Raw genomic sequence first — 22,409 nt, 5'->3', positions numbered from 1 at the left:
AGATTGGGAGTAACGGAAATGAGCGACACGGCCAGCTTCGACCTCGGCGGCAAGCAGTTCGACTATCCGGTGCTGGCGGGCACGATCGGGCCCGACGTCGTAGATATCCGTAAGCTGTACGCGCAGACCGACGCCTTCACTTACGACCCCGGTTTCACGTCGACGGCGAGCTGCCGGTCGACGATCACCTACATCGACGGCGATGAGGGCGTGCTGCTCCACCGCGGCTATGCGATCGGTGAGCTGGCGGAACGATCGACCTTCATGGAGGTCGCCTACCTCCTCCTGAATGGCGAGCTGCCGAATGCCGACGAACTCACGACGTTCTCGACCACCATCACGCGCCATACCATGGTCCACGAGCAGCTCGCGACGTTCTTCCGCGGATTCCGACGCGATGCGCATCCGATGGCGATCATGTGCGGCGTGGTCGGCGCGTTATCTGCCTTTTACCATGATTCGACCGATATCCACGATCCGGTGCAACGCACGATCGCCAGCCACCGGCTGCTCGCCAAGATGCCGACGATCGCGGCGATGGCTTATAAATATTCGGTCGGGCAGCCGTTCCTGTATCCCGACAATTCGCTGAGCTACACGGGCAATTTCCTGCGCATGACCTTCGGCGTGCCGGCCGAGCCGTACGTGGTCAATCCGGTGGTCGAACGGGCGATGGACCGCATCTTCATCCTCCACGCCGATCACGAGCAGAACGCGTCGACCTCGACCGTCCGTCTCGCCGGATCGTCGGGCGCCAACCCGTTCGCGTGCATCGCGGCCGGCATCGCCTGCCTGTGGGGCCCTGCGCATGGCGGCGCCAACGAAGCGGCGCTCAACATGCTGCGCGAGATCGGCACGCCCGACCGCATTCCGGAGTTCATCGCGCGCGCCAAGGACAAGGACGACCCGTTCCGTCTGATGGGCTTTGGCCACCGCGTCTATAAAAACTACGACCCGCGTGCGACGGTAATGCAGCAGACAGTGCGCGAGGTACTGGGCGAGCTCGGCGTGTCCGATCCCGTGTTCGACGTTGCGATCCAGTTGGAAGAGATGGCGCTCAGCGATCCATATTTCGTCGACAAGAAGCTGTTCCCCAACGTCGACTTCTATTCGGGCGTGATCCTGTCGGCGATCGGTTTCCCGACATCGATGTTCACCGCCTTGTTCGCGTTGGCCCGCACCGTCGGTTGGGTCGCGCAGTGGAACGAGATGATCACCGATCCCGACCAGAAGATCGGTCGTCCGCGCCAGCTGTATAGCGGTCCGACGCAGCGCGCGTATGTACCGGTCGGCGAGCGCTGAAGTACGTGCGGCTGCGCACCGTCCTGATCGTCGCGGGCGTCATCATGACCTTGGTGGGCGTACTGTGGATCGGTCAGGGACTGGGATATGTGGACTGGCCCGCGTCCAGCTTCATGATCGATCAGAGGCCCTGGGCGATTCGCGGCACGGTGCTCGCGGTCGTCGGGCTAGCGCTGATCCTGTTCGGCCGGCGGGTCCGCCGGTAGTCGGAGCGTGAAGCGCGCGCCCTGCCCGGGCGCGCTCTCGACCGAAATGTCGCCGTCCATCGTGCGGGCGAGCCGCCGAGCGATGTAGAGGCCTAGACCGCTGCCATCGGACTCGCCGGCGTCGACCCGTTCGAACTTGTCGAAAATGCGCGCCTGATCCTCCAACTCGATCCCCGTGCCGGTGTCGGCGACGAGGGCGCGGCCGGTTCTATCCACTGCGACCGTGACCATGCCACCGCTGGGCGAATACCGGACGGCGTTGCCGACGAGATTTACCAGGATTTGCAGCACGCGGCGAAAGTCGCCCCGGACGAACGCGCGCTCGTCCGGACCAGGCCGGGCGATCGTCACTCCCATATTCGCGGCGCGCACGGCCAGGAGCCCGGCCGCGCGGCGCGCGATATCGGCTAGGTCGATCGACTCGATCATCGGCGTGAAGTCCGGACGCTCGACCGCCTCCAGATCGGCCAAGTCGTCGATCAGCGCCATCAAGTGCCGCCCCGCGCTGGCGATGTCGGCGGCGTAGCCCGCGTAATCGGGCCCGATCGCACCCTCCGCCTCCGCGCCGATGCTGTCGGCGTTGGCGATGATCCGCCCGAGCGGTCGCCGGAGCGCGCGTTCGAGCCGGTCGCCGAGCGTCGCGCCGATCGACGGCGGGGCCTCCGACACCGCTTGCCGAACGATGCGAACACCGCCCGCGAAGCCCGCGAACCCACCGCCCGAGTCCCGACGCGCAAGCGCTGAGACGAGCACGGGGACACCCGACGGGCGGAGCTTGGCGGGCTGTGCGGAAAAGGGCCGGCGTTCGGCGAGAGCGTCCAGGATTGGCAGACGCTCAGCCCCGTCGGGCTCGAACCCGAACAGGTCGGTGATGGGCCGCCCGAGCAGCCCGACCGCGTCGAAGCCGTGGCGCTCCCCCGCCGCGATCGATGCCGCACCGAGCCGAAGCGCGGCATCGCATTCCCACCGCCATTCGACATCGGCGAGGAAAAGATCGAACCGGGCGCTCTCGTCCGTCGGCCGCCAGGGTCGACGCTCGCGCCAACCCGCGACCGACAGGCGCACGCCCGCGCCGTCGGCCTGCGCGCTTACGAACAGCTCGATATCGGCGTCGCAGTCGGCGACGATCACCCCGCGCGCGATCGGGACCTGGAGCCGTCGCGCGAGCCGCGCCAACGTCGCGATCTGAGGCACCGCGACCGGCTGGCCAAGGCCTCCGCCCGCGCGCATCACCAGCCCGAGCAGAACGTCATCCGCGTCGGTCAGCCGCCCGTCGGCATCGACGATGCCGTGCGCGATCTCGGCCACGCTCACCCGGAGCTCGCCAGCGACCGGACGGCGTCGCGGAAGTCGCGACCCAGCGCCAACGGAGCCATCGCCTCGCGGGCGTCGGCTCGGTCGTGCGCCGCCGTCCAATCGAACGCGTCGGCCAGCCGATCCAGGTCTCGCCGGGGATCGGCCTCGGCCAGCGCAACGCCGATGCGCGCGATACGCGCGCGGTCGATGCCGACCGCGTGGAGGATGAGGACCAGCAGTTCGCCGCGCGGATCGGTGACGATGCGGCGCGCCTGATCGTGATCCAGGCCGCCCGCTCGAGCTATCAACGCGGTGAACAAGGTCGCGCGGGAGTCCGACAGCGTCCGAGCGAGCAGCTGCCCGAGTTCGTCGGTCTGCGCACCGACAGCGCTCGCCAGGCGAACGGCGGCTGCCTCCGGACGGTCGTCTTCGTCATATTCGGCGAGGACGTGGAGCGTCGCCTCGGCAACCGCGCGATCGCGGTCGGCGGTAGGTCCGAACCCAGGGCGTGCGGTGTCGAGGCCCTGTTCGCGGATTACCGCGGCGATCAGCCAGAGCAGGCGCCGGTGGAGCTTGGCGGGCAGCTCGCTCCCGACCGAGCCCGCGCCCTCGTCGGCGGCGCGGCGACGGTTGTCGGCGGCGAGCAACGTCAGCGCCGCCTTGGCGACTTCGTCATCGGTCGAACCGGCCATAAGCGGGAGCAGACCCGGACTATCGGGCATGTCCGCCGGCGGTGCGAGCGCGGCGAACAGCGCATCCAGTTCGACGCGCGCGACCAGCTCTCCGACAAGTTCAGGGTCGCGGAGCAGCCCGGCATCGCGCAGCCGCGGGAGGACGGGGTCGCCGCCGAGCAAGGCCTCGGCTATGCCGGTCGCGCCGCGCGCGACGAGGAGGCTCGCAGAGCGGCGGCGAACATCGCCTTCGGCGTTGGCGACGATCCGGGCGAGGAGATCCTCTACATATGCGCGCGTACGCTCGTCCAGACGGGCCGCATCGGCGAGGAACAGATCGCCGACGGCATGGCGAAGTCGCGCATCGACTTGCGCGTCCGCGGCGGCCACGCGGACGTGAGCCGTCGTGGCACTTTCATCATCGCCAGAGTCGAAATATAACGTCATCCGCCGAGCCCTATCCCGGGCACGGTTAAAGGCGCACTAAACTTGGCGCCGCAGCATCTCGATCGCCGCGCCCAGCGTCGCCGCTGCATAAATCGCTGCCGCGGCTAGGCCGAGAGCGGGCGCGCCGGCGATCGCGCCGATCGCGACCACGGCCAGATACGCCCCGGACCCGCTCCACGAGAGATGTCGCGACCGCCCGACGATCGCGCGTTCGCCCAGACCCGCCAGCGTCAACAGCGCGACCGCGATGGCCAACGTCGCCGTGTCGTCAAGTCGCTCAGCAAGCAGCAGCAGCGCGAGCGCGGGCGCCATCAACATGGCGACCCCCTGCCCGCGCGCGATCCGGCGTTCGTCTCGGAGCGCGGCGAGCACGCCGCCCAACGTCCAGGCGATCACCGCACTCAACATCGCGAGCAGACCGGTGACGAGCCACTCGGCGCGGATCGCGGCCAGGCCGAGCCCGGCCAGGACCAAGCCTCCTCCGGCAACCGCGCCTGCGGACACGCCGCGCCCGACCAGTGCGGGCAACAGGACACGGCCGACCGGGGCGACGATCCATCGATCGAACCAGCCCCGACGGTCGGCGACCGCACCCGCCAATACGGCGCGGCTGCGCGCATCGAGCGAGCCTGCATCATACTCGACGCCGTGACCCTCGGCCGCCGCCGTCGCGGGGAGCAACAAGTGCGCCGCACCGCTCTGCGACGCCGCGCGCAGCAGCGCCGACTGCATGTCCCAGTCGCACGGCATCGCCGCGACATCGCGCAGCCGCGCGGCGCCGAGGCGGGCGACGCCGGCCCAGGCCATCCGCCCGCCGATCCGCTCGCACGACGACTCGGCGAGGCCGTCAGCGATTACGAGCAACGTTTCGGGCCCGTCCCCGGCCAACGGCTTAAGCATCGTCTCGGTCGTCACCAAGCCGTCGGCCATCACCAGCACGCGCGACAACGGATGCAGCTTCTCCGCCGCCTCCGCGGCGCCACGCACCGCGTCGACGGCGACGCCGCGCCCGCCGATTCGGCTGATCGCGCCGAGCAGATCGGGAGTGAGGCGGGTTACGACCACGACAATCTGCGACGCGCCCGCCGCGATGAGCAGCCGAGCCTGATATTCGATGAGCGAGGTGCCGGCGAACGGCAGGGTAGCGACGAGCCGGTCGGGCCGATCCTCCGCGTCACGGATGGCGAACAATAACCCAGCGAGCATGGCCGCGCTGTTAGGCGTGGGCGACGGTCTCCGTCCACCCGTCGACGAGCGACCTCAAGCCAAGCGTCCCACCGCGCGGCGCAGACGCTGAAGCGTACGTGGGTCACCATGCGGCTGGTCCGCCGCCTCGGCGGCGAGCGCCATCAGCCGGACCGCGCCGAAGCTGGCGGCGAGGCCCTTCATCCGCCAGGCGGCCTCGCGCCACGCACCCTCGTCGTGCGCCTGCGCGAGCGCGCTCAAGGCCCGGTCGGCACTGTCGTGAAAAGCCGTGCGGAGCTCGGTGATCAACCCGGGCTCGTCGCCCACCGCCGCCGCCAAGGCCGCCTCGATCGCTCCGGGATCATACGCCATGCCCTTTGGGGTAGCGCCGGACCGGTTAATGTATCGTAACGGACATCCGTCGCTCCTGGATTGTGGCGTGGTCGAAACATGGTAGACCATGTGCAACAAGGGGATCGATCGTGGAACTACGCGCCGAGGAGGGCTTCGCTCAGGCGGCCGGCTGGAACGACGAAGCCGAGACGACCTGGCCGGGTGCGTTTCCGGAGGAGGTCGAGCCCTCGCGTTCGGTCTGGCCGTTCGTAGCGGCGGCTGCCCTCGCGGTCTGGATCGCGTTCGCGGGGTGGATCGCCTGGTCGCGATTAGGCGATCTTGACGCGGTGCAGCTGCTCCAGCTCGTTCCCGCGTTATGCGCCGTGCCGATCCTGGTGGCGACGGTATGGCTGTTGCTCCAGCGGAACAGCCGGGCGGAGGCGCGGCGTTTCGGCGGCACCGCGCGCGCGATGCGCGAGGAAGCGGCGCGGCTTGAACGGACCGTATCCGGCTTGTCGCACGCGGTCGACGCCAACCGTGTCAGATTGTCGGAACAGGTGAGCGCGTTGATGGCGATGGGCGACGCTGCGCATGCGCGGCTCGGCGGGATCGAGCGCGACGTAGGCGCGGAGATCGCCCGCATCGACGCGCATGCGCGCGGTCTCGCCGAAGCGGGAGCGACCGCGCTAGAAAGCGTTGAGGCGTTGCTCGCCGCGCTCCCGCGAACGCAAGCCGGGGTGGAGGATGCGGCGCGGCTGCTGGACCGCGCGGGCGCGTCCGCGGCCGATCACACGGCCAAGCTCGATGCGCGCGTCACGGCGTTGGCCGACCGTGGGCGGGAGGCGGACTCGCTCGCGCGCGGCGCGGCGGAAAACCTGGCGCGGCATCTGGCCGGGATGGAGGAGCAGAGCGGCACCGCGAGCGCGAGGCTGGAGGCGGTCAGCGCCGACTTGGCGCGAACGGTGGATGCGCTGGTCGCGCGCACGACCGCGACCGTCGACGGCGCGCGCCAGGGAATCGCGGCGCAGGGCGAGGCGATGATCGCCACCGTTGCCGCGCATCAGTCCCGGCTCGACGGCGCGGCGCGCGACAGCGCGGACGCGCTGGCGGACCGGATCGCCGGGGTCGAAGCGGTGATCGAGCGGGTCGCCGACCGGCTCGAGATGCAGCGCGCGTCGGGCGACCTGATCGTCGACCGGCTGCAGACGGGGATCGCGGGGGTCGAGGGGCAGCTCGAACGGCTGCACGAGCAGGGATCGGAGCGCGCGCAAACGCTCGCCGCGTCGATCAGCGCGCTCGGCGGATCGGCCGACGCCATGACCGAAGCATTGCGCGCCGGCGACGCGATGGCGACGCACACGATCGGGACGACCGAGTCGCTGCTGATCGCACTCGACGCCGCCGCGCGCGAGATCGACGAAACGCTGCCCGAAGCGCTCACTCGCCTCGACGCGCGGATCGCGGGCAGCAAGCGCGTCATCGGCGAAACCAAGCCCGAACTGTTGGCGCTCGTCACCGCCGCCGAGAGCACGCATGACGCGGTCGAGGCGATCGCGGGCGTCATCGCCGACCAACGCCGGACGCTTGACCAGCTGTCCGAGCAGCTGCTGGGCACGCTGTCGACCGGTCGTGCCAAGGCCGACGCACTTGGCCACACTGTCGACGAGGCGATCGATCGGACCAGGCGCTTCGCCGACGAGGCCGCGCCGCAGCTCGTCCAGGCGCTGGCCCGCATCCGCGACACCGCCGCCCAGACCGCCGACGACGCACGCGACAAGTTGGCCGCGATCGTGCCGGAAGCGGTATCCCGGCTGGAGGCGGCGGGCACGCAGGCGCTGCGCCGAGCCGCGTCGGGAACCGTCGAGCGGCAGGTCGAGGCGCTTGCCTTGGCGGCCGACGCGGCGGTCGAGGCCGCCAGCCATGCGGCCGAGCGGGTCGCGCGCGAATGCCGGGCGATCGCCGACCAGACCGCGATCGTCGAGGCCCGGATCGAACAAGCGCGCGACGAGCGGGAGAAGGGCGGCCGCGACACGCTGTCCAGGCGCGTGGCCGGGCTGATCGAAGCGCTGAACTCGGCATCGATCGACGTGGCCAAGCTGCTTAGGCCCGAAGTGTCGGACAGCGCCTGGGCCGCCTATCTAAAGGGCGACCGGGGCGTGTTCACCAGACGCGCGGTCCGGTTGCTCGACGGCGGCGACGCACGCGACATCGCGCGGCTGTACGATGCGGACGAGCATTTCCGCGAGTCGGTCAATCGCTATATCCACGATTTCGAGGCGATGCTGCGCGGTGTCCTGCAACAGGCGGACGGATCGCCGCTGGGGATCACGCTGCTGTCGTCGGACATGGGCAAGTTGTACGTTGCGCTGGCGCAGGCGATCGAGCGATTGCGCTAGGCGGGCGGGCCCTGCCCCGTCACCCCGGACTTGATCCGGGGTTCCGCCTCTCCTCGGTGGCGGTCGTCGGAAGAAGCTGGATGCCGGATCAAGTCCGGCGTGGCGGAGAAGGGGGATCAGATCAGCTCAGATCGGCCCGCTCACGAAGGAACAGATTGACGTTCGCGGGCGTGATCCAGCCGTTGACGTAGTTCAGATAATACAACCCGAACGCCACCGTCGCGACTGCGGTCGTACGGAGGAGCAGGCGGCGCGCGTCGAATTCATGCGGCGCGCTGTCCGCCTGGCCTGGAACATGTTCGCCCCCGGCCTCGTGCGTCGTCCTCATCCCGAAGGGAAGGACGACGAACACGGAGAAGAACCAGAACAGCAGGTAGATCGCGAGCGCCGACGTCCATTGCACCGCGACCGGTCCCGTCAGGCCTGGATCAGCAGCACGTCGACGATCGGCTTCTTGCCGGTCCAGCGCGTCGCGATCTTGCGGACGGCCAGGCGCACGTCCTCGCGCACGCGGTCGGCCTGACGCTTGCCGCCCTTCACCGCCGCCGCGACCGCCGCGACCGTATCCTCGATGAACGGCGCACGGTCCTCCTCGACGGGGATGCCCTGGATACGTACTTGGGGCGAACCCATCAGCGTACCGTTACGCCCGAGCGCGATCGCGACCGAAATCTGGCCGTTGATCGCGATCTTGCGGCGCTCGTTGATGGTGGTGCCGTCGGCCGGCAGGATGACGTCGCCGTCGAGCACGAGGCGGCCGACAGGAGCCTTGCCCACCTTCTTGGCGGAACCCGGGGTCAGCCGGACGATGTCGCCGTTCATCTGCGTGAGCGTGTCGGGCACGCCCTCGGCGCGGCCGAAACGGGCGTGCTCCATCAGATGCCGCGCCTCGCCGTGGACGGGGACGAGCAGCTTGGGCCTGATCCACTTATACATCTGCGCGAGCTCGGGACGGCCTGGGTGGCCCGAGACGTGGACGTGCGCCTGACGCTCGGTGATCATCGCCACGCCCTTGCCGGCGAGGATGTTCTGGATGCGCCCGATCGCGACCTCGTTGCCGGGGATCTGGCGCGACGAGAAAATCACGCTGTCGCCCTCGCCCAGCGCAAGCGGATGGCTACCGTCGGCGATGCGGCCGAGCGCGGCGCGCGGCTCGCCCTGCCCGCCCGTCGCGACGACCAGAACCTGCTTGGGCGGCAGGCGCATCGCCTCCTCGGGCGAGACGGTGTTCGGGAAATCCTTCAGGTACCCGCACTGGCGCGCGACCTTGAGGATGCGGTCGAGCGAGCGGCCCGCGACGCATAACGACCGGCCGGTCTCGACGGCGACCTTGGCGATCGTCGACAGCCGCGCGACGTTCGACGCGAAGCTCGTCACCACCACACGCCCGCGCGCGGCATTCACCGCGCCCAGCATGCCCTCGAACACGCTCGCCTCGGAGCCCGATGCCGTATCGTTGAAGACGTTGGTCGAATCGCAGACCATCACGTCCACGCCCTCGTCGCCGATCGCCTGAAGCTGTTCGGGGGTGGCGGGCGTCCCGATCACCGGATCGCTATCGAGCTTCCAGTCACCGGTGTGGAACACGCGGCCGTAGGGGCTGTCGATCAACAGGCCGTTGGCCTCGGGGATCGAATGCGACAGCGGCACGAAGCGGAAGCCGAACGGGCCGACATCGAACTGCTGGTCGGGCTGGATCATGCGGATCTTCACGCGGTTCGCGATCCCCTCCTCCTCCAGCTTGCCGCGGATCAGACCGGCGGTGAAGGGCGTGGCGTAGAGCGGCATGCCCAGATCCTCGGCGAGATAAGGCAGCGCGCCGATATGGTCCTCATGCCCGTGCGTCAGCACGACGCCGACCAGGCTCTCGCGCCGGTCCTCGATGAAGGACAGGTCGGGCAGGATCACGTCGATCCCGGGATAGCCCGCATCCGCGAAGGTGATGCCGCAATCGACCATCACCCATTTGCCGTCCGCACCGTAGAGGTTGACGTTCATGCCGATCTCGCCGGACCCTCCAAGGGCGACGAAAAGCAGTTCTTTTGCCGGTGTCATTCAGTTCTTTCGATTTTACAGGAGAAGCGCCGTTCGCGGGCGCGAAGAATTCAAGCGGATATATGGGCGCGTTCGACCATTATCGCCAGCCCTTGGATGGTCAGATCGGGCTCGATCGCGTCGAACACGGGAGTGTATGGCTGGAACAGGGTCGCAAGCCCGCCGGTCGCGATCACCTTGACTGGCCGGCCCACCTCCGCCTTCAGCCGCGACACCAGCCCCTCGATCATCGCGACATAGCCCCAGAAGATGCCGATCTGCATCTGATCGACGGTGTTGCGGCCGATCACGCCGCCTTGGGTCGGCGGCGGCTCGATGGCGATGCGGGGCAGCTTGGCGGCGGCGCTCACCAGCGCGTCGAGCGACAGATTGATGCCGGGCGCGATGATCCCGCCCTTGTACGCGCCCTGATAGTCGCTGACGTCGAAGGTCGTCGCGGTGCCGAAATCGATGACGATCAGATCGCCGGGATGTAGCTCATGCGCTGCGACCGTATTGACGGCGCGGTCGGCCCCGAGCGACCCGGGCTCGTCGACGTCGATCACGATCCCCCATTCCAGCGGTGCGCGTCCCGCGATCATCGCCTCCGCGCCGAAATACTTCCGGGCCAGCACCTGCAGGTTATGGAGCGCGCGCGGAACGACGGTCGCGAGCACCACCCGGGTCACGTCGCCGCGCTGGTAGCCCTCGATCTGAAGTAGCTGAATAAGCCAAACCGCATACTCGTCGGCCGTCCGCCTGGGGTCGGTCGCGATCCGCCAGCGCGCCCTGATCCGGCGCCCCTCGACGAGCGCGAACACGACGTTGGTATTGCCGGCGTCGATGGCGAGCAGCATCGGGGATCCTAGACCTGGAACACGTCGGCGGCGTGGATGACACGGGTACCGCCGTCCGCCAAGCGCAGCGACAGCGCGCCGTCCGCGTCGAGCCCGGCGAACAGCCCCGCCAGCACGTCGCCCCCCGGCAGTCGCGCCGCCAGCGCGGTGCCGGTCGGGTGCGCTCGGTCCAGCCAGCGAGCGCGCACCGGCGCGACGCCGCCGCTGCGCCAAGTCGCAAGCCAGCGCGCGAACGTCTCGGCCAGCGTGTCGGCGAGGTCGCCCGGCGTCACCGCGTCGCCATGGTCGGCGAGGCTGGTCGTCGGACGGTCTGGCAGGTCGGGATGATGCGCCAAGTTCACGCCGACGCCGACCACCACGGCATCCTCGACCCGCTCGAGCAAAATGCCTGACAGCTTGGCCCCGCCCAGCAGCAGGTCGTTGGGCCATTTGAGCGCGAGCGGCGCGTCGCGGGCATATACGCGGACGGCCTCGTCGAGCGCGACGGCCGCGACCAGTCCCAAGGTGGCCGGGACGGGGTCGGTCGCGCGGAGGTGGACGAGCGTACTCGCATACAGATTGCCCGGCGGCGAGATCCAGCTCCGCCCCAGCCGCCCGCGTCCCGCAGTCTGGCGCTCGGCGCGCAGCCACACCCCCTCACCCAGCCCCGTCCGTGCGAGCGCGGCCATGTCGGCATTGGTCGACCCCGTCTGCGCGACGGTGCGGATCGTCGTCAGGGGAGCGGGAGCAGCGACCGCGCTGCCGCCATCGTCCACACGCCCAGCGGCACGATCGCGAAATAGCCGATCGGCGACACGAACACCGCCGCCGCCGCGATCAACCCACCCTCGATCCGGCTGGTGATCGGCGGGAACGACCCGGCGGGCTCGTCGAAATACATCAGCTTGACGACACGGAGGTAATAATATGCCCCGATTGTCGACAGCGCGATGCCGATCACCGCCAGCGGGAACAGCCCCGCCTGCACCGCCGCGTCGAACACGACGAACTTCGCCCAGAAGCCGAACAGCGGCGGGATGCCCGCGAGCGACAGCATGAAGATCGCCAGCGCCGCCGCCAGCGCGGGCCGCGTCCGCGACATGCCCGCGAGCGACGCGATGCTCTCGACGGGCGTGCCGTCGGGCTCGCGCATCTGGAGCACGACCAGGAAACTCCCCATCGTCATCGCGATATAGATCGCCATGTAGGTCAGCACCGACGACACGCCCTCGACCGATCCGGCGGCGAGCCCGATCAGCGCGAAGCCGATATTGTTGATCGACGAATAGGCGAGCAGCCGCTTGATGTTCGTCTGGCCGATCGCCGCCACTGCTCCCAGCGCGATCGAGGCGAGCGCGGCGAAGATGACGATCTGACGCCACTGGAACACCGCCGGCCCCATCGCCTCCATCGCGACGCGCACGGCGAGCGCGACGGCTGCGACCTTCTGCGCGGTCGCGAACAGCGCGGTCACGGGCGTCGGCGAGCCCTCATACACGTCGGGCGTCCACATGTGGAACGGCACCGCGGCGATCTTGAAAGCGATGCCGGCGAAGACGAATACGAGACCGAAGAGCAGTCCGGTCGACAGCTCGGCGGGGGGCACTGAGTAAGCGTCGGCGATGCCGGTGAAGAGGGTCGTGCCGCTGAACCCGTACACGAGCGATATGCCGTAAAGCAGGATGCCCGACGCCAGCGCGCCCAGCACGAAATATTTCAGCCCCGCCTCAGCCGAGCGCGCATCGCGGCGCATGAAGCTCGCCAGCACGTAGGAGGACAGGCTCTGAAGCTCTAGCCCGACATAGAGCGTCAGCAGGTCGCCCGCTGACACCATCATCCCCGCCCCCGCCGTGGAGAGCAGGATCAGCACGGGATATTCGGGACGGAGATCGTCTCCGCTAGTCCGCTCGAAGAACCCCGATGCCATGACGATCGCAACCGCCGATGCGAGATAGATGAGCACCTTGGCGAACGCCGCGAATGCGTCGGCGCGGTACAGGCCGCCGAACGCGGTGCCGCCGCTCGAGGCCGGGCCGGCGAGCGCCACCATCGCGCCGCCGATGATCGCGATCGCGGTCCAGGACACCGCGCGGGTCGATTTCTGCCCGCCCCACGCGCCCACCAGCATCAACGCGATCGCGCCGAGCGACAGCACCAGTTCGGGCAGCGTCATCAGGAGATTGTCGGTGTAGCTCATCAATGCGCTCCGCCATGCACGACCGCTGGTGCGGTCACGGCCGGCGCTCGGCCCGCGGTCGGGCGGGAGTCACTCCCGGGCGTCGCGCGCTCGATCCGGGCAAGCAGGCGGCCGACATCGTCGCGCATCGGTGCCATGAAGCTTTCCGGATAAACGCCCATCCACAGCACCACGCCCGCGATCGGCGCGAGCAGCCATAGCTCACGGCGACTGAGGTCGGGCATCGCGCGCACCGCGTCCGTCTTGATCTCGCCGTACGCGACACGGCGATAGAGATAGAGCGAGTAGGCCGCGCCCAGGATGATGCCCGTCGTGCAAAGCAGCGCGGTCCAGGTCGATATCTGGTAGCTGCCGAGCAGGCTCAGGAACTCGCCCACGAACCCGCTCGTCCCCGGCAGGCCGATGGAGGCCATAGTGAACAGCAGGAAGAACACGGCATAGGTCGGCATCACGCTCGCCACGCCGCCATACGCCGCGATCTCGCGGGTGTGGAGCCGGTCGTAGATGACGCCCACGCACAGGAACAACGCCGCCGAGACGAGGCCGTGGCTGAGCATGACGATCATCGCGCCCTCGATCCCCTGCCGGTTGAACGCGAACAGCCCGATCGTGACGATCGCCATGTGTGCGACGGACGAATAGGCGATCAGCTTCTTCATATCCGCCTGAACCAGCGCGACCAGCGAGGTATAGATCACCGCCACCGCGGACAACGCGAAGATCAGCCAGGCGAGCTGTCCCGAGGCCTCCGGGAACATCGGGAGCGAGAAGCGCAGGAAGCCGTAGCCGCCGAGCTTGAGCAGCACGCCCGCCAGGATCACCGACCCCGCGGTCGGCGCCTGGACGTGCGCATCGGGCAGCCAGGTATGGACGGGCCACATCGGCATCTTGACCGCGAACGACGCGAAGAAGGCGAGCCATAGCCAGGTCTGCGCCCCGGGCGCGAAGTCGTGGGCCATAAGCTGCGGGATGTACGTCGTCCCGGCCTCGCGCGTTATATACAGCATCGCGATCAGCATCACGAGCGAGCCGAGCAGCGTGTACAGGAAGAACTTGTAGCTCGCGTAGATCCGGTTCGCGCCGCCCCAGATCCCGATGATCAGAAACATCGGGATCAGCCCGGCCTCGAAGAAGATGTAGAACAGGAAGATATCCTGCGCGGCGAAGGTGCCGATCATGAGCACCTCCGTCAGCAGGAACGCCGACATATATTCGGGCACGCGCTTCTCGATCGCGTTCCAGCTCGCCCCGATACAGATCGGCATCAGGAATACGCTGAGCATGATCAACAGCAGCGCGAAGCCGTCGATCCCGAGCGCCCAGGCGAAGCGCCCGAAGGCGGGCCGGTACTCGGTGAATTGCCACTGCGCGCCGCCGGTCTCGAACCCGGTCCACAGCACCAGGCCGAGCGCCAGGTCGATCAGCGTCGCGGCGAGCGCGAGCCACCGCGCCTCGCGGGCGGGGATGAACAGGCAGGCGATCGCGGCAAGCGCGGGGACGCCCAGCATCAGCGACAGGACGGGATAGCCTCCGGTCACTGGGTCAACCCGCGATGGCCCAGGTCACCGCGCCGGTGAGCCCGATCAGCATGACGAAGGCATAGGTGTAGATGTGTCCCGTCTGAAGCTTGGCCGCCGCGCGCACCCCGGCCTGGACGACCCAGGCGGATCCGTTGGGTCCGAAGCGATCGATCGTTTTCTCGTCGCCGCGGTGCCAGAAGAAGCGGCCGAGCGCGAAGGCGGGGCGGACGAAGATGAGGTCGTAGAGCTCGTCGAAGTACCATTTGTTCAGGAACCACCGATAGGCGAGGTGGAACGTTTCCGCCGTCTTGGCCGGCGCGTCGGCCGAGCGGATGTACATGCCATAGGCGAGCGCCAGGCCGCCGAGCATCGCGACCGTCGCGGACAGCTTCACGAACAACGGCACGTCATGCATCGCGTGCATCAGGGCCTCGCGGAAAGCGATGCTGCCGCGCCAGAACTCGGCCCCGGCCTCCGGCTCGATGAAGTAATGGTGGAATGCGAACCCCGCCGCGATCGCGCCGAGCGACAGGATGCCGAGCGGGACCAGCATCGACCAAGGGCTCTCATGCGGATGATACCCGCCGGTGCCATGCAAAACATCGGTATGCTCGGCGTCGTGGGTCGACGGCGTGCGCCCGCTGTCCTCACCCGCAGGGTGCGCTTCCTGGCCGTGCCCATGCGCGTCATGCAGCGCATGCTGAATGTGCTCCGACGCGGCCCAGCGCGGTGTTCCCCAAAAAGTAAGGAACATAAGCCGCCATGAATAGAAGCTCGTCAGGAACGCGACCAGCATGCCGAGCATCGATACGCCGAACCAACCCGACGCCCAGCTCGCCTCGATGATCGCGTCCTTCGAGTAGAAGCCCGCAAAACCGCCCACGCCGTATAGGCCGACGCCCGTAATCGCGAGCGTACCGATCAGCATCGCCGTGAAAGTTAGCGGGATCGCCTTACGCAGGCCGCCATAGAACCGCATGTCCTGCTCATGGTGCATCGCGTGAATCACCGACCCCGCGCCGAGGAACAGCAGCGCCTTGAAGAAGGCGTGGGTGAACAGGTGGAACATCGCCGCGCCGTACGCGCCGACCCCCGCCGCGAAGAACATGTAGCCGAGCTGCGAGCAGGTCGAATAGGCGATCACGCGTTTGATGTCGGTCTGCACCAGGCCGACGGTCGCCGCGAACAGGCAGGTCGCCGCGCCGACCGCCGTCACCACGCCGAGCGCGACGGGCGCGGCCTCGAACAACGGGCTCAGGCGGCACACCATGAACACGCCCGCGGTCACCATCGTCGCCGCGTGGATCAACGCGGACACCGGCGTCGGCCCCTCCATCGCGTCGGGGAGCCAGGTATGGAGGCCCAGCTGCGCCGACTTGCCCATCGCGCCGACGAACAGCAGCAGGCAGAGCACGGTCAGCGTGTCGAAGCGGGAGCCGAGGAACCCGATCGTCGACCCGCTCATGCTCGGCGCAGCCGCCAGGATCTCGGGGATCGAGACCGTCCGGAAGACAAGGTATACGCCGAAGATGCCGAGCATGAAGCCCAGATCGCCCACGCGGTTGACGACGAACGCCTTGATCGCGGCGGCGTTGGCGGACGGTTTCTTGTACCAAAATCCGATCAGCAGGTAGCTGGCGAGCCCGACGCCCTCCCAACCGAAGAACATCTGGACGAGGTTGTCCGCCGTGACGAGCATCAGCATCGCGAAGGTGAAGAGCGACAGGTAGGCGAAGAATCGCGGCTGGTCTGGGTCCTCGTCCATGTACCCCCAGCTATAAAGGTGGACGAGCGCCGACACGGTGGTGATCACGACCAGCATCACGGCGGTCAACGCGTCGACCCGCAGGCCCCAGCTCACGTCCAATCCGTCCGACACGATCCAGGACATGACCGGCGCGACGTAGGCGGGCGTCTCGCCGCCAAGGAAGCCGAGAAAGATCGGCCAAGACAGCAGGCACGACGCGAACAGCGCGCCGGTGGTCAGCAGCTTGGGAGCCAAGCCGCCGAACTTGCGGTTAGCTAGCCCAGCGATCACCGCCGCGAGCAGCGGCAGGAAGACGATGAGGTGGATCAAACGGTTTAGCCCTTCATCCGGTCGACATCGTCGACCGCGATGGTCCCGCGCCCGCGGAAATAGATGACGAGGATGGCGAGCCCGATCGCCGCCTCGCCCGCCGCGACGGTCAGCACGAACATCGCGAACACCTGGCCCACCAGGTCGTTCAGATGCGCCGAGAAGGCGACGAGGTTGATATTCACCGCCAGCAGGATCAGCTCGATCGCCATCAGGATGACGATCAGGTTCTTCCGGTTCAGGAAGATGCCGAGCACCCCCATCGTGAACAGGATCGCGCCGACGACGAGATAGTGGATGAGGCCGATCGATCCGTTCACAGCCGCACACCCTCGCCCACGACGGGCTGGGTGTTACGCGTCGCGTCCTCGGGCCGCCGGGCGACTTGGCGCGATACGTTCTGCGTCCGCGTGCCCCCGCGCTGACGGTGGGTGAGCACGATCGCGCCGATCATCGCGACCAGCAAGACAAGCCCCGCCGCCTCGAAGATGAACAGATATCGCGTGTAGAGCAGGTTCCCGATCGCCTGGATGTTGGGCACCCCCGCCACCGCCGGCGCGGTCCGCCTGGCGAGCTCGATCCCGCCCGCGCCGTAGGCACCGATGCCGATGACGATCTCCGCGAGCAGAGCCGCCGCGAGCGCAAGGCCGACCGGCAGATACCGAACCACGCCCTTGCGCATCTCCGCCAGATCGATGTCGAGCATCATCACGACGAACAGGAACAGCACCGCGACCGCGCCGACATAGACGATCACGAGCAACATCGCGATGAACTCCGCGCCGACGAGCACCATGAGCCCCGCCGCGTTGAAGAAGGCCAGAATCAGCCACAGCACCGAATGGACCGGATTGCGCGACGAGATCGTCATCGCGGCGGAGCCGATGACGACGGTCGCGAACAGGTAGAAAGCGATGGCCTGGATCAACGACGAGCCCCGTTCCGCATGCGCGCCATCCCGATCCGGGCGTGGCGATCAATCGTAGTCGCCGCGCCTTACTTGTAGGGTGCGTCCTGGGCAAGGTTGCTCGCCAACACCCGCTCCCACCGGTCGCCGTTGTCGAGAAGCTTGGCCTTGTCGTAGATCAGCTCCTCACGCGTCTCCGTCGAGAAATCCAGGTTCGGCCCCTCGACGATCGCGTCGACCGGGCACGATTCCTGACACAACCCGCAAAAGATGCACTTGGTCATATCGATATCGTAGCGCGTCGTCCGGCGCGATCCGTCGTCGCGCGGCTCCGCCTCGATCGTGATCGCCAGCGCGGGGCACACGGCCTCGCACAGCTTGCAGGCGATGCACCGCTCCTCACCATTCGGATAGCGCCGCAACGCATGCTCGCCCCTGAAGCGCGGGCTTAGCGGGTTACGCTCGTACGGGTAGTTCAGCGTCGCTTTCGGCTTGAAGAAGTAGCGCAACGTCTTGGCGTGCGCGCCGAGAAACTCCCACAGCGTGAACGCCTTGATCGTACCGGCGATATTCACGAACGAGTCTCCAATTTGGCGAACCGCCGATCGCGACAAACGCCGTCGGTGGGATAGCGCGGCTTCGCGACGGCGTAGGTTCGTCCGTCTTCCGCGTACCCGGAAAGATAGGATCGGTCGGTCGGCGCGCAATCGGTCCCGACCCGCTGGAACATCAACACGCCCGACACCAGGAAGACCCAAAACAGCGACACGGGCAGGAATATCTTCCAGCCCAGCCGCATCAGCTGGTCATAGCGATAGCGCGGCACGGTCGCCTTGACCCATCCGAACATGAAGAAGAACACCAGCATCTTGGCGAATAGCCAGAAGAAGCCCGGCACCGCATACAGGAAGCCGATATCGAGCGGCGGCAGCCACCCGCCCCAGAACAGGGTCGCGTTTAGCGTACACATCAGGATAACGTTGGCGTATTCGCCCAGCCAATAGAGCGCGAAGCTCATCGACGAATATTCGGTCTGGAAACCCGCCACCAGTTCCGACTCGGCCTCCGTCAGGTCGAACGGCGCTCGCTGGGTCTCGGCGAGCGACGAGATGAAGAACATCACCGCCATCGGGAACAGCAGCGGATTGAAGCCGAAGCCGTTCAGGCCGATGCCCAGCGTATTCTGCTGCGCCTCGACGATCCGCGACAGGTTGAAGCTTCCCGCCCACAGCACGACCGAGATCAGGATGAACCCGATCGCGACCTCGTAGCTGACCATCTGCGCGGCCGCCCGCAGCGCCGAGTAGAACGGGTATTTCGAATTGGACGCCCACCCCGCGATGATAACGCCGTAAACGCTGAGCGAGGACGCCGCGAGCACATACAGCAGGCCGACATTGATATCGGCCAGCACCACGCCCGGCGAGAACGGCACCACCGCCCACACGATCAAGGCGACGGTGAAAGTGATGATCGGGGCCATCAGGAACAGCCCGCGGTTCGCCGCCGTCGGAACGATCGTCTCTTGCAGGAACACCTTCAAACCGTCGGCGAAGCTTTGCAACAGCCCGAACGGCCCGACCACGTTCGGCCCGCGCCGAAGCGCCATCGCCGCCCAGATCTTGCGCTCGGCATAGATGATCATCGCCACCGTCAGCATCAGCGGCAGCGCGATGATCAGGATGCCGCTAATCGTCGCGAGGAACCACGACCAGCTATAGCTGAGCCCGACGGTGGTGTTGAAGAACGCGATCATGGGTAGGTCCTGACGCCCATCGCCAGTGAAACGGCGATGTTCGGATTGCTTGGGTTGACGGTGATCGTCTGACGCGACGGGCTGACGACCAGGTCCATATCCTCCATCGGAATGGCCCCGAGCAGCGCCTGATCGCCCAAGACTAGAGCGCCCACCAGACATTGCCGGTTGGCGAAACGGATGCGGACCGGTCCGACATAATCGACCATCTCGGACGCGCCGTTCGCGATCGTGACTTGCCGGCGATCCTGGACCTGTAACTTCAGCTGGAGCGCGACATGTTGCGGGATGCACATATGTGGCGCGCCCGTATCGACGAGCGCCGAAATCGTCATCGGCGCGAGTTCATCGTCGCGGGCGTTGGAGAGTTCGATTTCGGAGAAGGTATGACCCATCGCTACTCCGCCGCCTCCGCGAAGCTCTCGCCATGGAGCAGCTCGGCCGAGCATCTTTGCATGGTCGGGCTGGCGCGGCAGATCGGGTTAGTGAGATAGAAGTCGGCGATCGGGTAACGCTCGATCGTGCCCGACGCGGTCGCGGGGAGCGCAGGCGGAGCCCACTCGAACGTCGCCAGCCCAAGCCGCCCGAGCGCGGGCACGTCGTGCGTCATCCGCTCGCGCAGGCCCGGGAGCGAGTCGAAGGGCAGCGGTCGCCCGAGCCGTTCCGACAAGGCGCGAAAGATCGTCCAATCTTCGCGCGCATCGCCCGGTGGGGATACCGCGCGCTCGCCGCGTTGGACGCGGCCTTCCAGATTAACCCAGGTACCTGACTTCTCGGCATAGGTCGCGCCCGGCAACACGACGTCGGCATACGCCGCGCCGCGGTCACCGTGATGGCCGACATAGACCTTGAACCCGCCGAAGCGCGTGAAGTCGACCTCGTCCGCTCCCAGGAAAAAGGTCAGTCGCGCACTGGCGATATCGCCGATCCCGCCGCGCCGCGCATAACCGAGCATCAGCCCGCCCATCCGCGACGCCGCCATATGGACGACATTGAACCCGTTCCATCCATCCCGGACCAAGTCGAACTGCTTGGCGAAGGCGAGCGCCGCGCCGTGCGCACCCTTCAACCCCGCTCCGCCGACGATCACCGCCGGCCGCTCGGCCGCGCCGAACCGATCGGCCACATGCGACGGCAGGCTCCCGAGCACCGACAGGTCGTCGCCCAGCCACTCGACCTTATAGGTCAGGTCCACCTGCGGCCCGATCGCGAACACCTTTGCGCCGCGCTTGATCGCCTTGCGGACGCGCGTATTCACCAGCGGCGCTTCCCAGCGCAGGTTGGTGCCGACCAGCAGCACCGCATCCGCGCGCTCGATCCCCGCGATCGTGGTGTTGAAGTTAACGGCCGCCATGCTGGACGTGTCGTAGTCCATGCCCGTCTGCCGCCCCTCGAGCAGCGTCGATCCCATTCCCGCCAGCAGCTCGCGCGCGGCGTACATCGTCTCGCAATCGACTAAGTCGCCCGCCACCGCCGCGACGCTCCCGCCCGCGTCACTTGCTGCATCGACCACCGCGTCGAACGCCTCGTCCCAGCTCACCGGGACGAGCTTGCCGCCGCGCCGCACGAACGGCCGGTCGAGCCGCCGACGGACCAGCCCATCGATCATGTAGCGCGTCTTGTCGGTCGCCCATTCCTCGTTGACGTCGTCGTTGATGACGGGATGGCATTTCAGCACCTGCCGCCCGCGCGCGTCGAGGCGGACGTTGGTGCCGACCGCGTCCGACACGTCGATCGCCGGGGTGCGACGCAGTTCCCAGGGTCGCGTCTCGAACTGATAGGCCTTGTGGGTCAGCGCACCGACCGGGCACAGATCGACCGTGTTGCCCGACAGCTCGGATTTGACCGCGTTCTCGAGGTACGAGGTGATCTGCATCTCCTCGCCCCGGAACACCGCGCCGATCTCCTCGACGCCCGCCACCTCTTCGGCGAAACGGACGCATCGCGTGCATTGGATGCACCGCGTCATGATCGTCTTGACGACCGGCCCCATATATTTGTCGGTGACCGCGCGCTTGTTCTCGGCGAAGCGGCTGTGTCCCTTGCCGTAGGCGACGGCGATGTCCTGCAGGTCGCAATGCCCGCCCTGGTCGCAGATCGGGCAGTCTAGCGGATGGTTGATCAGGAGGAACTCCATGATCCCCTCGCGCGCATGCTTCACCATCGGCGTGGTAGTGAATACCTCCTGATTGTCGGCGGCGGGCAGCGCGCAGGACGCCTGCGGCTTGGGCGGCCCCGGCTTCACCTCGACCAGGCACATGCGGCAATTGCCCGCGATGGACAGCCGCTCGTGATAGCAGAAATGCGGGATTTCCTTGCCGGCGGCATTGCACGCCTGCATCACTGTGGCACCCTGCGGCACCTCCACTTCGATCCCGTCGACCTTAAGCTTGGGCATTCTGGTAATCCGTTCGAAACGAGGCGAACATGTCGTCGAGCCTACGAAGGCGATCGCTCTGGCGGGCTATCTCGGACCTGATCCCGGCCACGTCGGCCTGGATCGTTCGCAGTATCGCGAGAACGCGGTCCTCCTGCTCCAGCGTCACTCCGCCGCCTCCTGCATCGGCGTCAGCGCGTCGTTGCCCGCGCGCTCGTTGATGCGGCGCTCCATCTCGGGGCGGAAATGCTTGATCAGCCCCTGGATCGGCCAGGCTGCCGCGTCGCCAAGCGCGCAGATCGAGTGGCCTTCGACCTGCTTGGTCACCGCCAGCAGCGTGTCGATTTCGCTGAGCGCCGCCTCGCCGGTGCGCATCCGCTCCATCACGCGCCACATCCAGCCGGTGCCCTCGCGGCACGGGGTACACTGGCCGCAGCTCTCATGCTTGTAGAAGTACGAGATGCGGCTGATCGCGCGGACGATGTCGGTCGACTTGTCCATCACGATCACCGCCGCCGTGCCCAACCCCGACCCGACCGCCTTCAGGCCGTCGAAGTCCATCGGCGCATCCATGATCTCGGCCGCCGGGACCAGCGGCACCGACGATCCACCGGGAATGACCGCGAGCAGGTTGTCCCACCCGCCCCGGATGCCGCCGCAATGCCGCTCGATCAGCTCGCGGAACGGGATGCCCATCTCCTCCTCGACGACGCATGGGCGTTCGACGTGTCCGGAGATCTGGTAGAGCTTGGTGCCCTTGTTGTTTTCGCGCCCGAAGCCTGAGAACCACTCCGCTCCGCGCCGCAGGATGGTGGGCACCACCGCGATCGACTCGACGTTGTTGACCGTGGTCGGGCAACCATACAGCC

Annotated in this window: 21 protein-coding genes; 3 read left to right on the top strand and 18 right to left on the bottom strand. The window is 67.5% G+C overall.

Annotated elements, in window-relative coordinates:
- The first annotated feature begins 18 nt into the window (after positions 1-18).
- Together ACFE7F_RS08165 and ACFE7F_RS08160 are read left to right on the top strand one after the other, a co-directional pair.
- Positions 19-1,302: a citrate synthase gene (locus ACFE7F_RS08165; RefSeq protein ID WP_375403355.1), complete on the top strand. Its 1,284-nt coding sequence runs from the start codon at positions 19-21 to the stop codon at positions 1,300-1,302.
- Between the two features lie 5 nt (positions 1,303-1,307).
- Positions 1,308-1,508, top strand: coding sequence for a hypothetical protein (locus ACFE7F_RS08160; RefSeq protein ID WP_375403354.1), 201 nt, complete (start codon positions 1,308-1,310; stop codon positions 1,506-1,508).
- Here the strand turns inward: ACFE7F_RS08160 and ACFE7F_RS08155 are convergent.
- From ACFE7F_RS08155 to ACFE7F_RS08140, 4 genes are read right to left on the bottom strand one after another with little or no spacing between them, the layout of a single operon-like run.
- Positions 1,470-2,822 (bottom strand): sensor histidine kinase, encoded by a 1,353-nt coding sequence (locus ACFE7F_RS08155; RefSeq protein ID WP_375403353.1) that lies wholly within the window; start codon positions 2,820-2,822, stop codon positions 1,470-1,472. The genes ACFE7F_RS08160 and ACFE7F_RS08155 overlap by 39 nt on opposite strands.
- On the bottom strand, positions 2,819-3,922 hold the full coding sequence (locus ACFE7F_RS08150; protein ID WP_375403352.1) for a DUF2336 domain-containing protein: 1,104 nt from the start codon (positions 3,920-3,922) through the stop codon (positions 2,819-2,821). Before ACFE7F_RS08150 ends, ACFE7F_RS08155 begins: the two co-directional genes overlap by 4 nt.
- A gap of 36 nt (positions 3,923-3,958) precedes the next feature.
- On the bottom strand, positions 3,959-5,128 hold the full coding sequence (locus tag ACFE7F_RS08145; protein WP_375403351.1) for a hypothetical protein: 1,170 nt from the start codon (positions 5,126-5,128) through the stop codon (positions 3,959-3,961).
- A 54-nt stretch (positions 5,129-5,182) separates the two neighbouring features.
- Positions 5,183-5,479 (bottom strand): Hpt domain-containing protein, encoded by a 297-nt coding sequence (locus tag ACFE7F_RS08140; RefSeq protein ID WP_375403350.1) that lies wholly within the window; start codon positions 5,477-5,479, stop codon positions 5,183-5,185.
- 110 nt (positions 5,480-5,589) lie between these two features.
- Here ACFE7F_RS08140 and ACFE7F_RS08135 point away from each other — a divergent pair, with 110 nt between their 5' ends.
- Complete coding sequence (locus ACFE7F_RS08135) at positions 5,590-7,836, top strand: hypothetical protein (protein WP_375403349.1); 2,247 nt, start codon at positions 5,590-5,592, stop codon at positions 7,834-7,836.
- Positions 7,837-7,957: 121 nt separating this feature from the next.
- Here the strand turns inward: ACFE7F_RS08135 and ACFE7F_RS08130 are convergent, their stop codons facing one another.
- The 14 genes from ACFE7F_RS08130 to nuoF all read right to left on the bottom strand — a co-directional run.
- On the bottom strand, positions 7,958-8,239 hold the full coding sequence (locus ACFE7F_RS08130) for a DUF1467 family protein (RefSeq protein WP_375403348.1): 282 nt from the start codon (positions 8,237-8,239) through the stop codon (positions 7,958-7,960).
- Positions 8,240-8,253: 14 nt separating this feature from the next.
- Positions 8,254-9,891 (bottom strand): ribonuclease J, encoded by a 1,638-nt coding sequence (locus ACFE7F_RS08125; protein ID WP_375403347.1) that lies wholly within the window; start codon positions 9,889-9,891, stop codon positions 8,254-8,256.
- Between the two features lie 50 nt (positions 9,892-9,941).
- Entirely contained in the window at positions 9,942-10,727 is a 786-nt protein-coding gene (locus ACFE7F_RS08120; protein ID WP_375403346.1) for a type III pantothenate kinase, read from the bottom strand.
- A gap of 8 nt (positions 10,728-10,735) precedes the next feature.
- Positions 10,736-11,482 (bottom strand): biotin--[acetyl-CoA-carboxylase] ligase, encoded by a 747-nt coding sequence (locus tag ACFE7F_RS08115; RefSeq protein WP_375403345.1) that lies wholly within the window; start codon positions 11,480-11,482, stop codon positions 10,736-10,738.
- Positions 11,440-12,903 (bottom strand): NADH-quinone oxidoreductase subunit NuoN, encoded by a 1,464-nt coding sequence (gene nuoN, locus ACFE7F_RS08110; RefSeq protein WP_375403344.1) that lies wholly within the window; start codon positions 12,901-12,903, stop codon positions 11,440-11,442. The genes ACFE7F_RS08115 and nuoN overlap by 43 nt, the downstream gene beginning before the upstream one ends.
- A complete protein-coding gene (locus tag ACFE7F_RS08105) occupies positions 12,903-14,411 on the bottom strand; it encodes an NADH-quinone oxidoreductase subunit M (RefSeq protein WP_375403378.1) in 1,509 nt (502 codons plus the stop codon). Before ACFE7F_RS08105 ends, nuoN begins: the two co-directional genes overlap by 1 nt.
- A 34-nt stretch (positions 14,412-14,445) precedes the next feature.
- Positions 14,446-16,500 (bottom strand): NADH-quinone oxidoreductase subunit L, encoded by a 2,055-nt coding sequence (gene nuoL / locus ACFE7F_RS08100; protein ID WP_375403343.1) that lies wholly within the window; start codon positions 16,498-16,500, stop codon positions 14,446-14,448.
- 5 nt (positions 16,501-16,505) lie between these two features.
- The gene (gene nuoK, locus ACFE7F_RS08095) at positions 16,506-16,808 is read right to left on the bottom strand and encodes an NADH-quinone oxidoreductase subunit NuoK (protein WP_375403377.1); all 303 of its coding nucleotides are present in this window, start codon (positions 16,806-16,808) and stop codon (positions 16,506-16,508) included.
- 8 nt (positions 16,809-16,816) lie between these two features.
- A complete protein-coding gene (locus ACFE7F_RS08090) occupies positions 16,817-17,428 on the bottom strand; it encodes an NADH-quinone oxidoreductase subunit J (protein ID WP_375403342.1) in 612 nt (203 codons plus the stop codon).
- Between the two features lie 68 nt (positions 17,429-17,496).
- Positions 17,497-17,982 carry an NADH-quinone oxidoreductase subunit NuoI gene (nuoI, locus tag ACFE7F_RS08085; RefSeq protein ID WP_375403341.1) on the bottom strand — a complete coding sequence of 162 codons (486 nt, stop codon included), beginning with the start codon at positions 17,980-17,982 and terminating at the stop codon, positions 17,497-17,499.
- Positions 17,979-19,163: an NADH-quinone oxidoreductase subunit NuoH gene (gene nuoH / locus ACFE7F_RS08080; RefSeq protein ID WP_375403340.1), complete on the bottom strand. Its 1,185-nt coding sequence runs from the start codon at positions 19,161-19,163 to the stop codon at positions 17,979-17,981. Before nuoH ends, nuoI begins: the two co-directional genes overlap by 4 nt.
- A complete protein-coding gene (locus ACFE7F_RS08075; protein WP_375403339.1) occupies positions 19,160-19,558 on the bottom strand; it encodes a clan AA aspartic protease in 399 nt (132 codons plus the stop codon). The genes nuoH and ACFE7F_RS08075 overlap by 4 nt, the downstream gene beginning before the upstream one ends.
- Positions 19,559-19,560: 2 nt before the next feature.
- Complete coding sequence (gene nuoG / locus ACFE7F_RS08070) at positions 19,561-21,561, bottom strand: NADH-quinone oxidoreductase subunit NuoG (protein WP_375403338.1); 2,001 nt, start codon at positions 21,559-21,561, stop codon at positions 19,561-19,563.
- A gap of 144 nt (positions 21,562-21,705) precedes the next feature.
- Positions 21,706-22,409, bottom strand: a 704-nt coding sequence (gene nuoF, locus ACFE7F_RS08065) for an NADH-quinone oxidoreductase subunit NuoF (protein WP_375403337.1), incomplete at its 5' end; no start/stop codon positions are given.

This window comes from uncultured Sphingomonas sp. (assembly GCF_964235535.1).
In the GTDB taxonomy this organism is placed as follows: Bacteria; Pseudomonadota; Alphaproteobacteria; order Sphingomonadales; family Sphingomonadaceae; genus Sphingomonas.
This window is presented reverse-complemented; position numbering and strand designations above follow the sequence as displayed.

Coding starts and splice junctions, on each gene's coding strand:
- ACFE7F_RS08165 (WP_375403355.1), top strand. CDS start 19: ATGAGCGACACGGCCAGCTTCGACCTCGGCGGCAAGCAGTTCGACTAT.
- ACFE7F_RS08150 (WP_375403352.1), bottom strand. CDS start 3,922: ATGACGTTATATTTCGACTCTGGCGATGATGAAAGTGCCACGACGGCT.
- ACFE7F_RS08145 (WP_375403351.1), bottom strand. CDS start 5,128: ATGCTCGCTGGGTTATTGTTCGCCATCCGTGACGCGGAGGATCGGCCC.
- ACFE7F_RS08140 (WP_375403350.1), bottom strand. CDS start 5,479: ATGGCGTATGATCCCGGAGCGATCGAGGCGGCCTTGGCGGCGGCGGTG.
- ACFE7F_RS08125 (WP_375403347.1), bottom strand. CDS start 9,891: ATGACACCGGCAAAAGAACTGCTTTTCGTCGCCCTTGGAGGGTCCGGC.
- ACFE7F_RS08120 (WP_375403346.1), bottom strand. CDS start 10,727: ATGCTGCTCGCCATCGACGCCGGCAATACCAACGTCGTGTTCGCGCTC.
- nuoN (WP_375403344.1), bottom strand. CDS start 12,903: ATGAGCTACACCGACAATCTCCTGATGACGCTGCCCGAACTGGTGCTG.
- ACFE7F_RS08105 (WP_375403378.1), bottom strand. CDS start 14,411: ATGCTGGGCGTCCCCGCGCTTGCCGCGATCGCCTGCCTGTTCATCCCC.
- nuoH (WP_375403340.1), bottom strand. CDS start 19,163: ATGATCGCGTTCTTCAACACCACCGTCGGGCTCAGCTATAGCTGGTCG.
- ACFE7F_RS08075 (WP_375403339.1), bottom strand. CDS start 19,558: ATGGGTCATACCTTCTCCGAAATCGAACTCTCCAACGCCCGCGACGAT.
- nuoG (WP_375403338.1), bottom strand. CDS start 21,561: ATGCCCAAGCTTAAGGTCGACGGGATCGAAGTGGAGGTGCCGCAGGGT.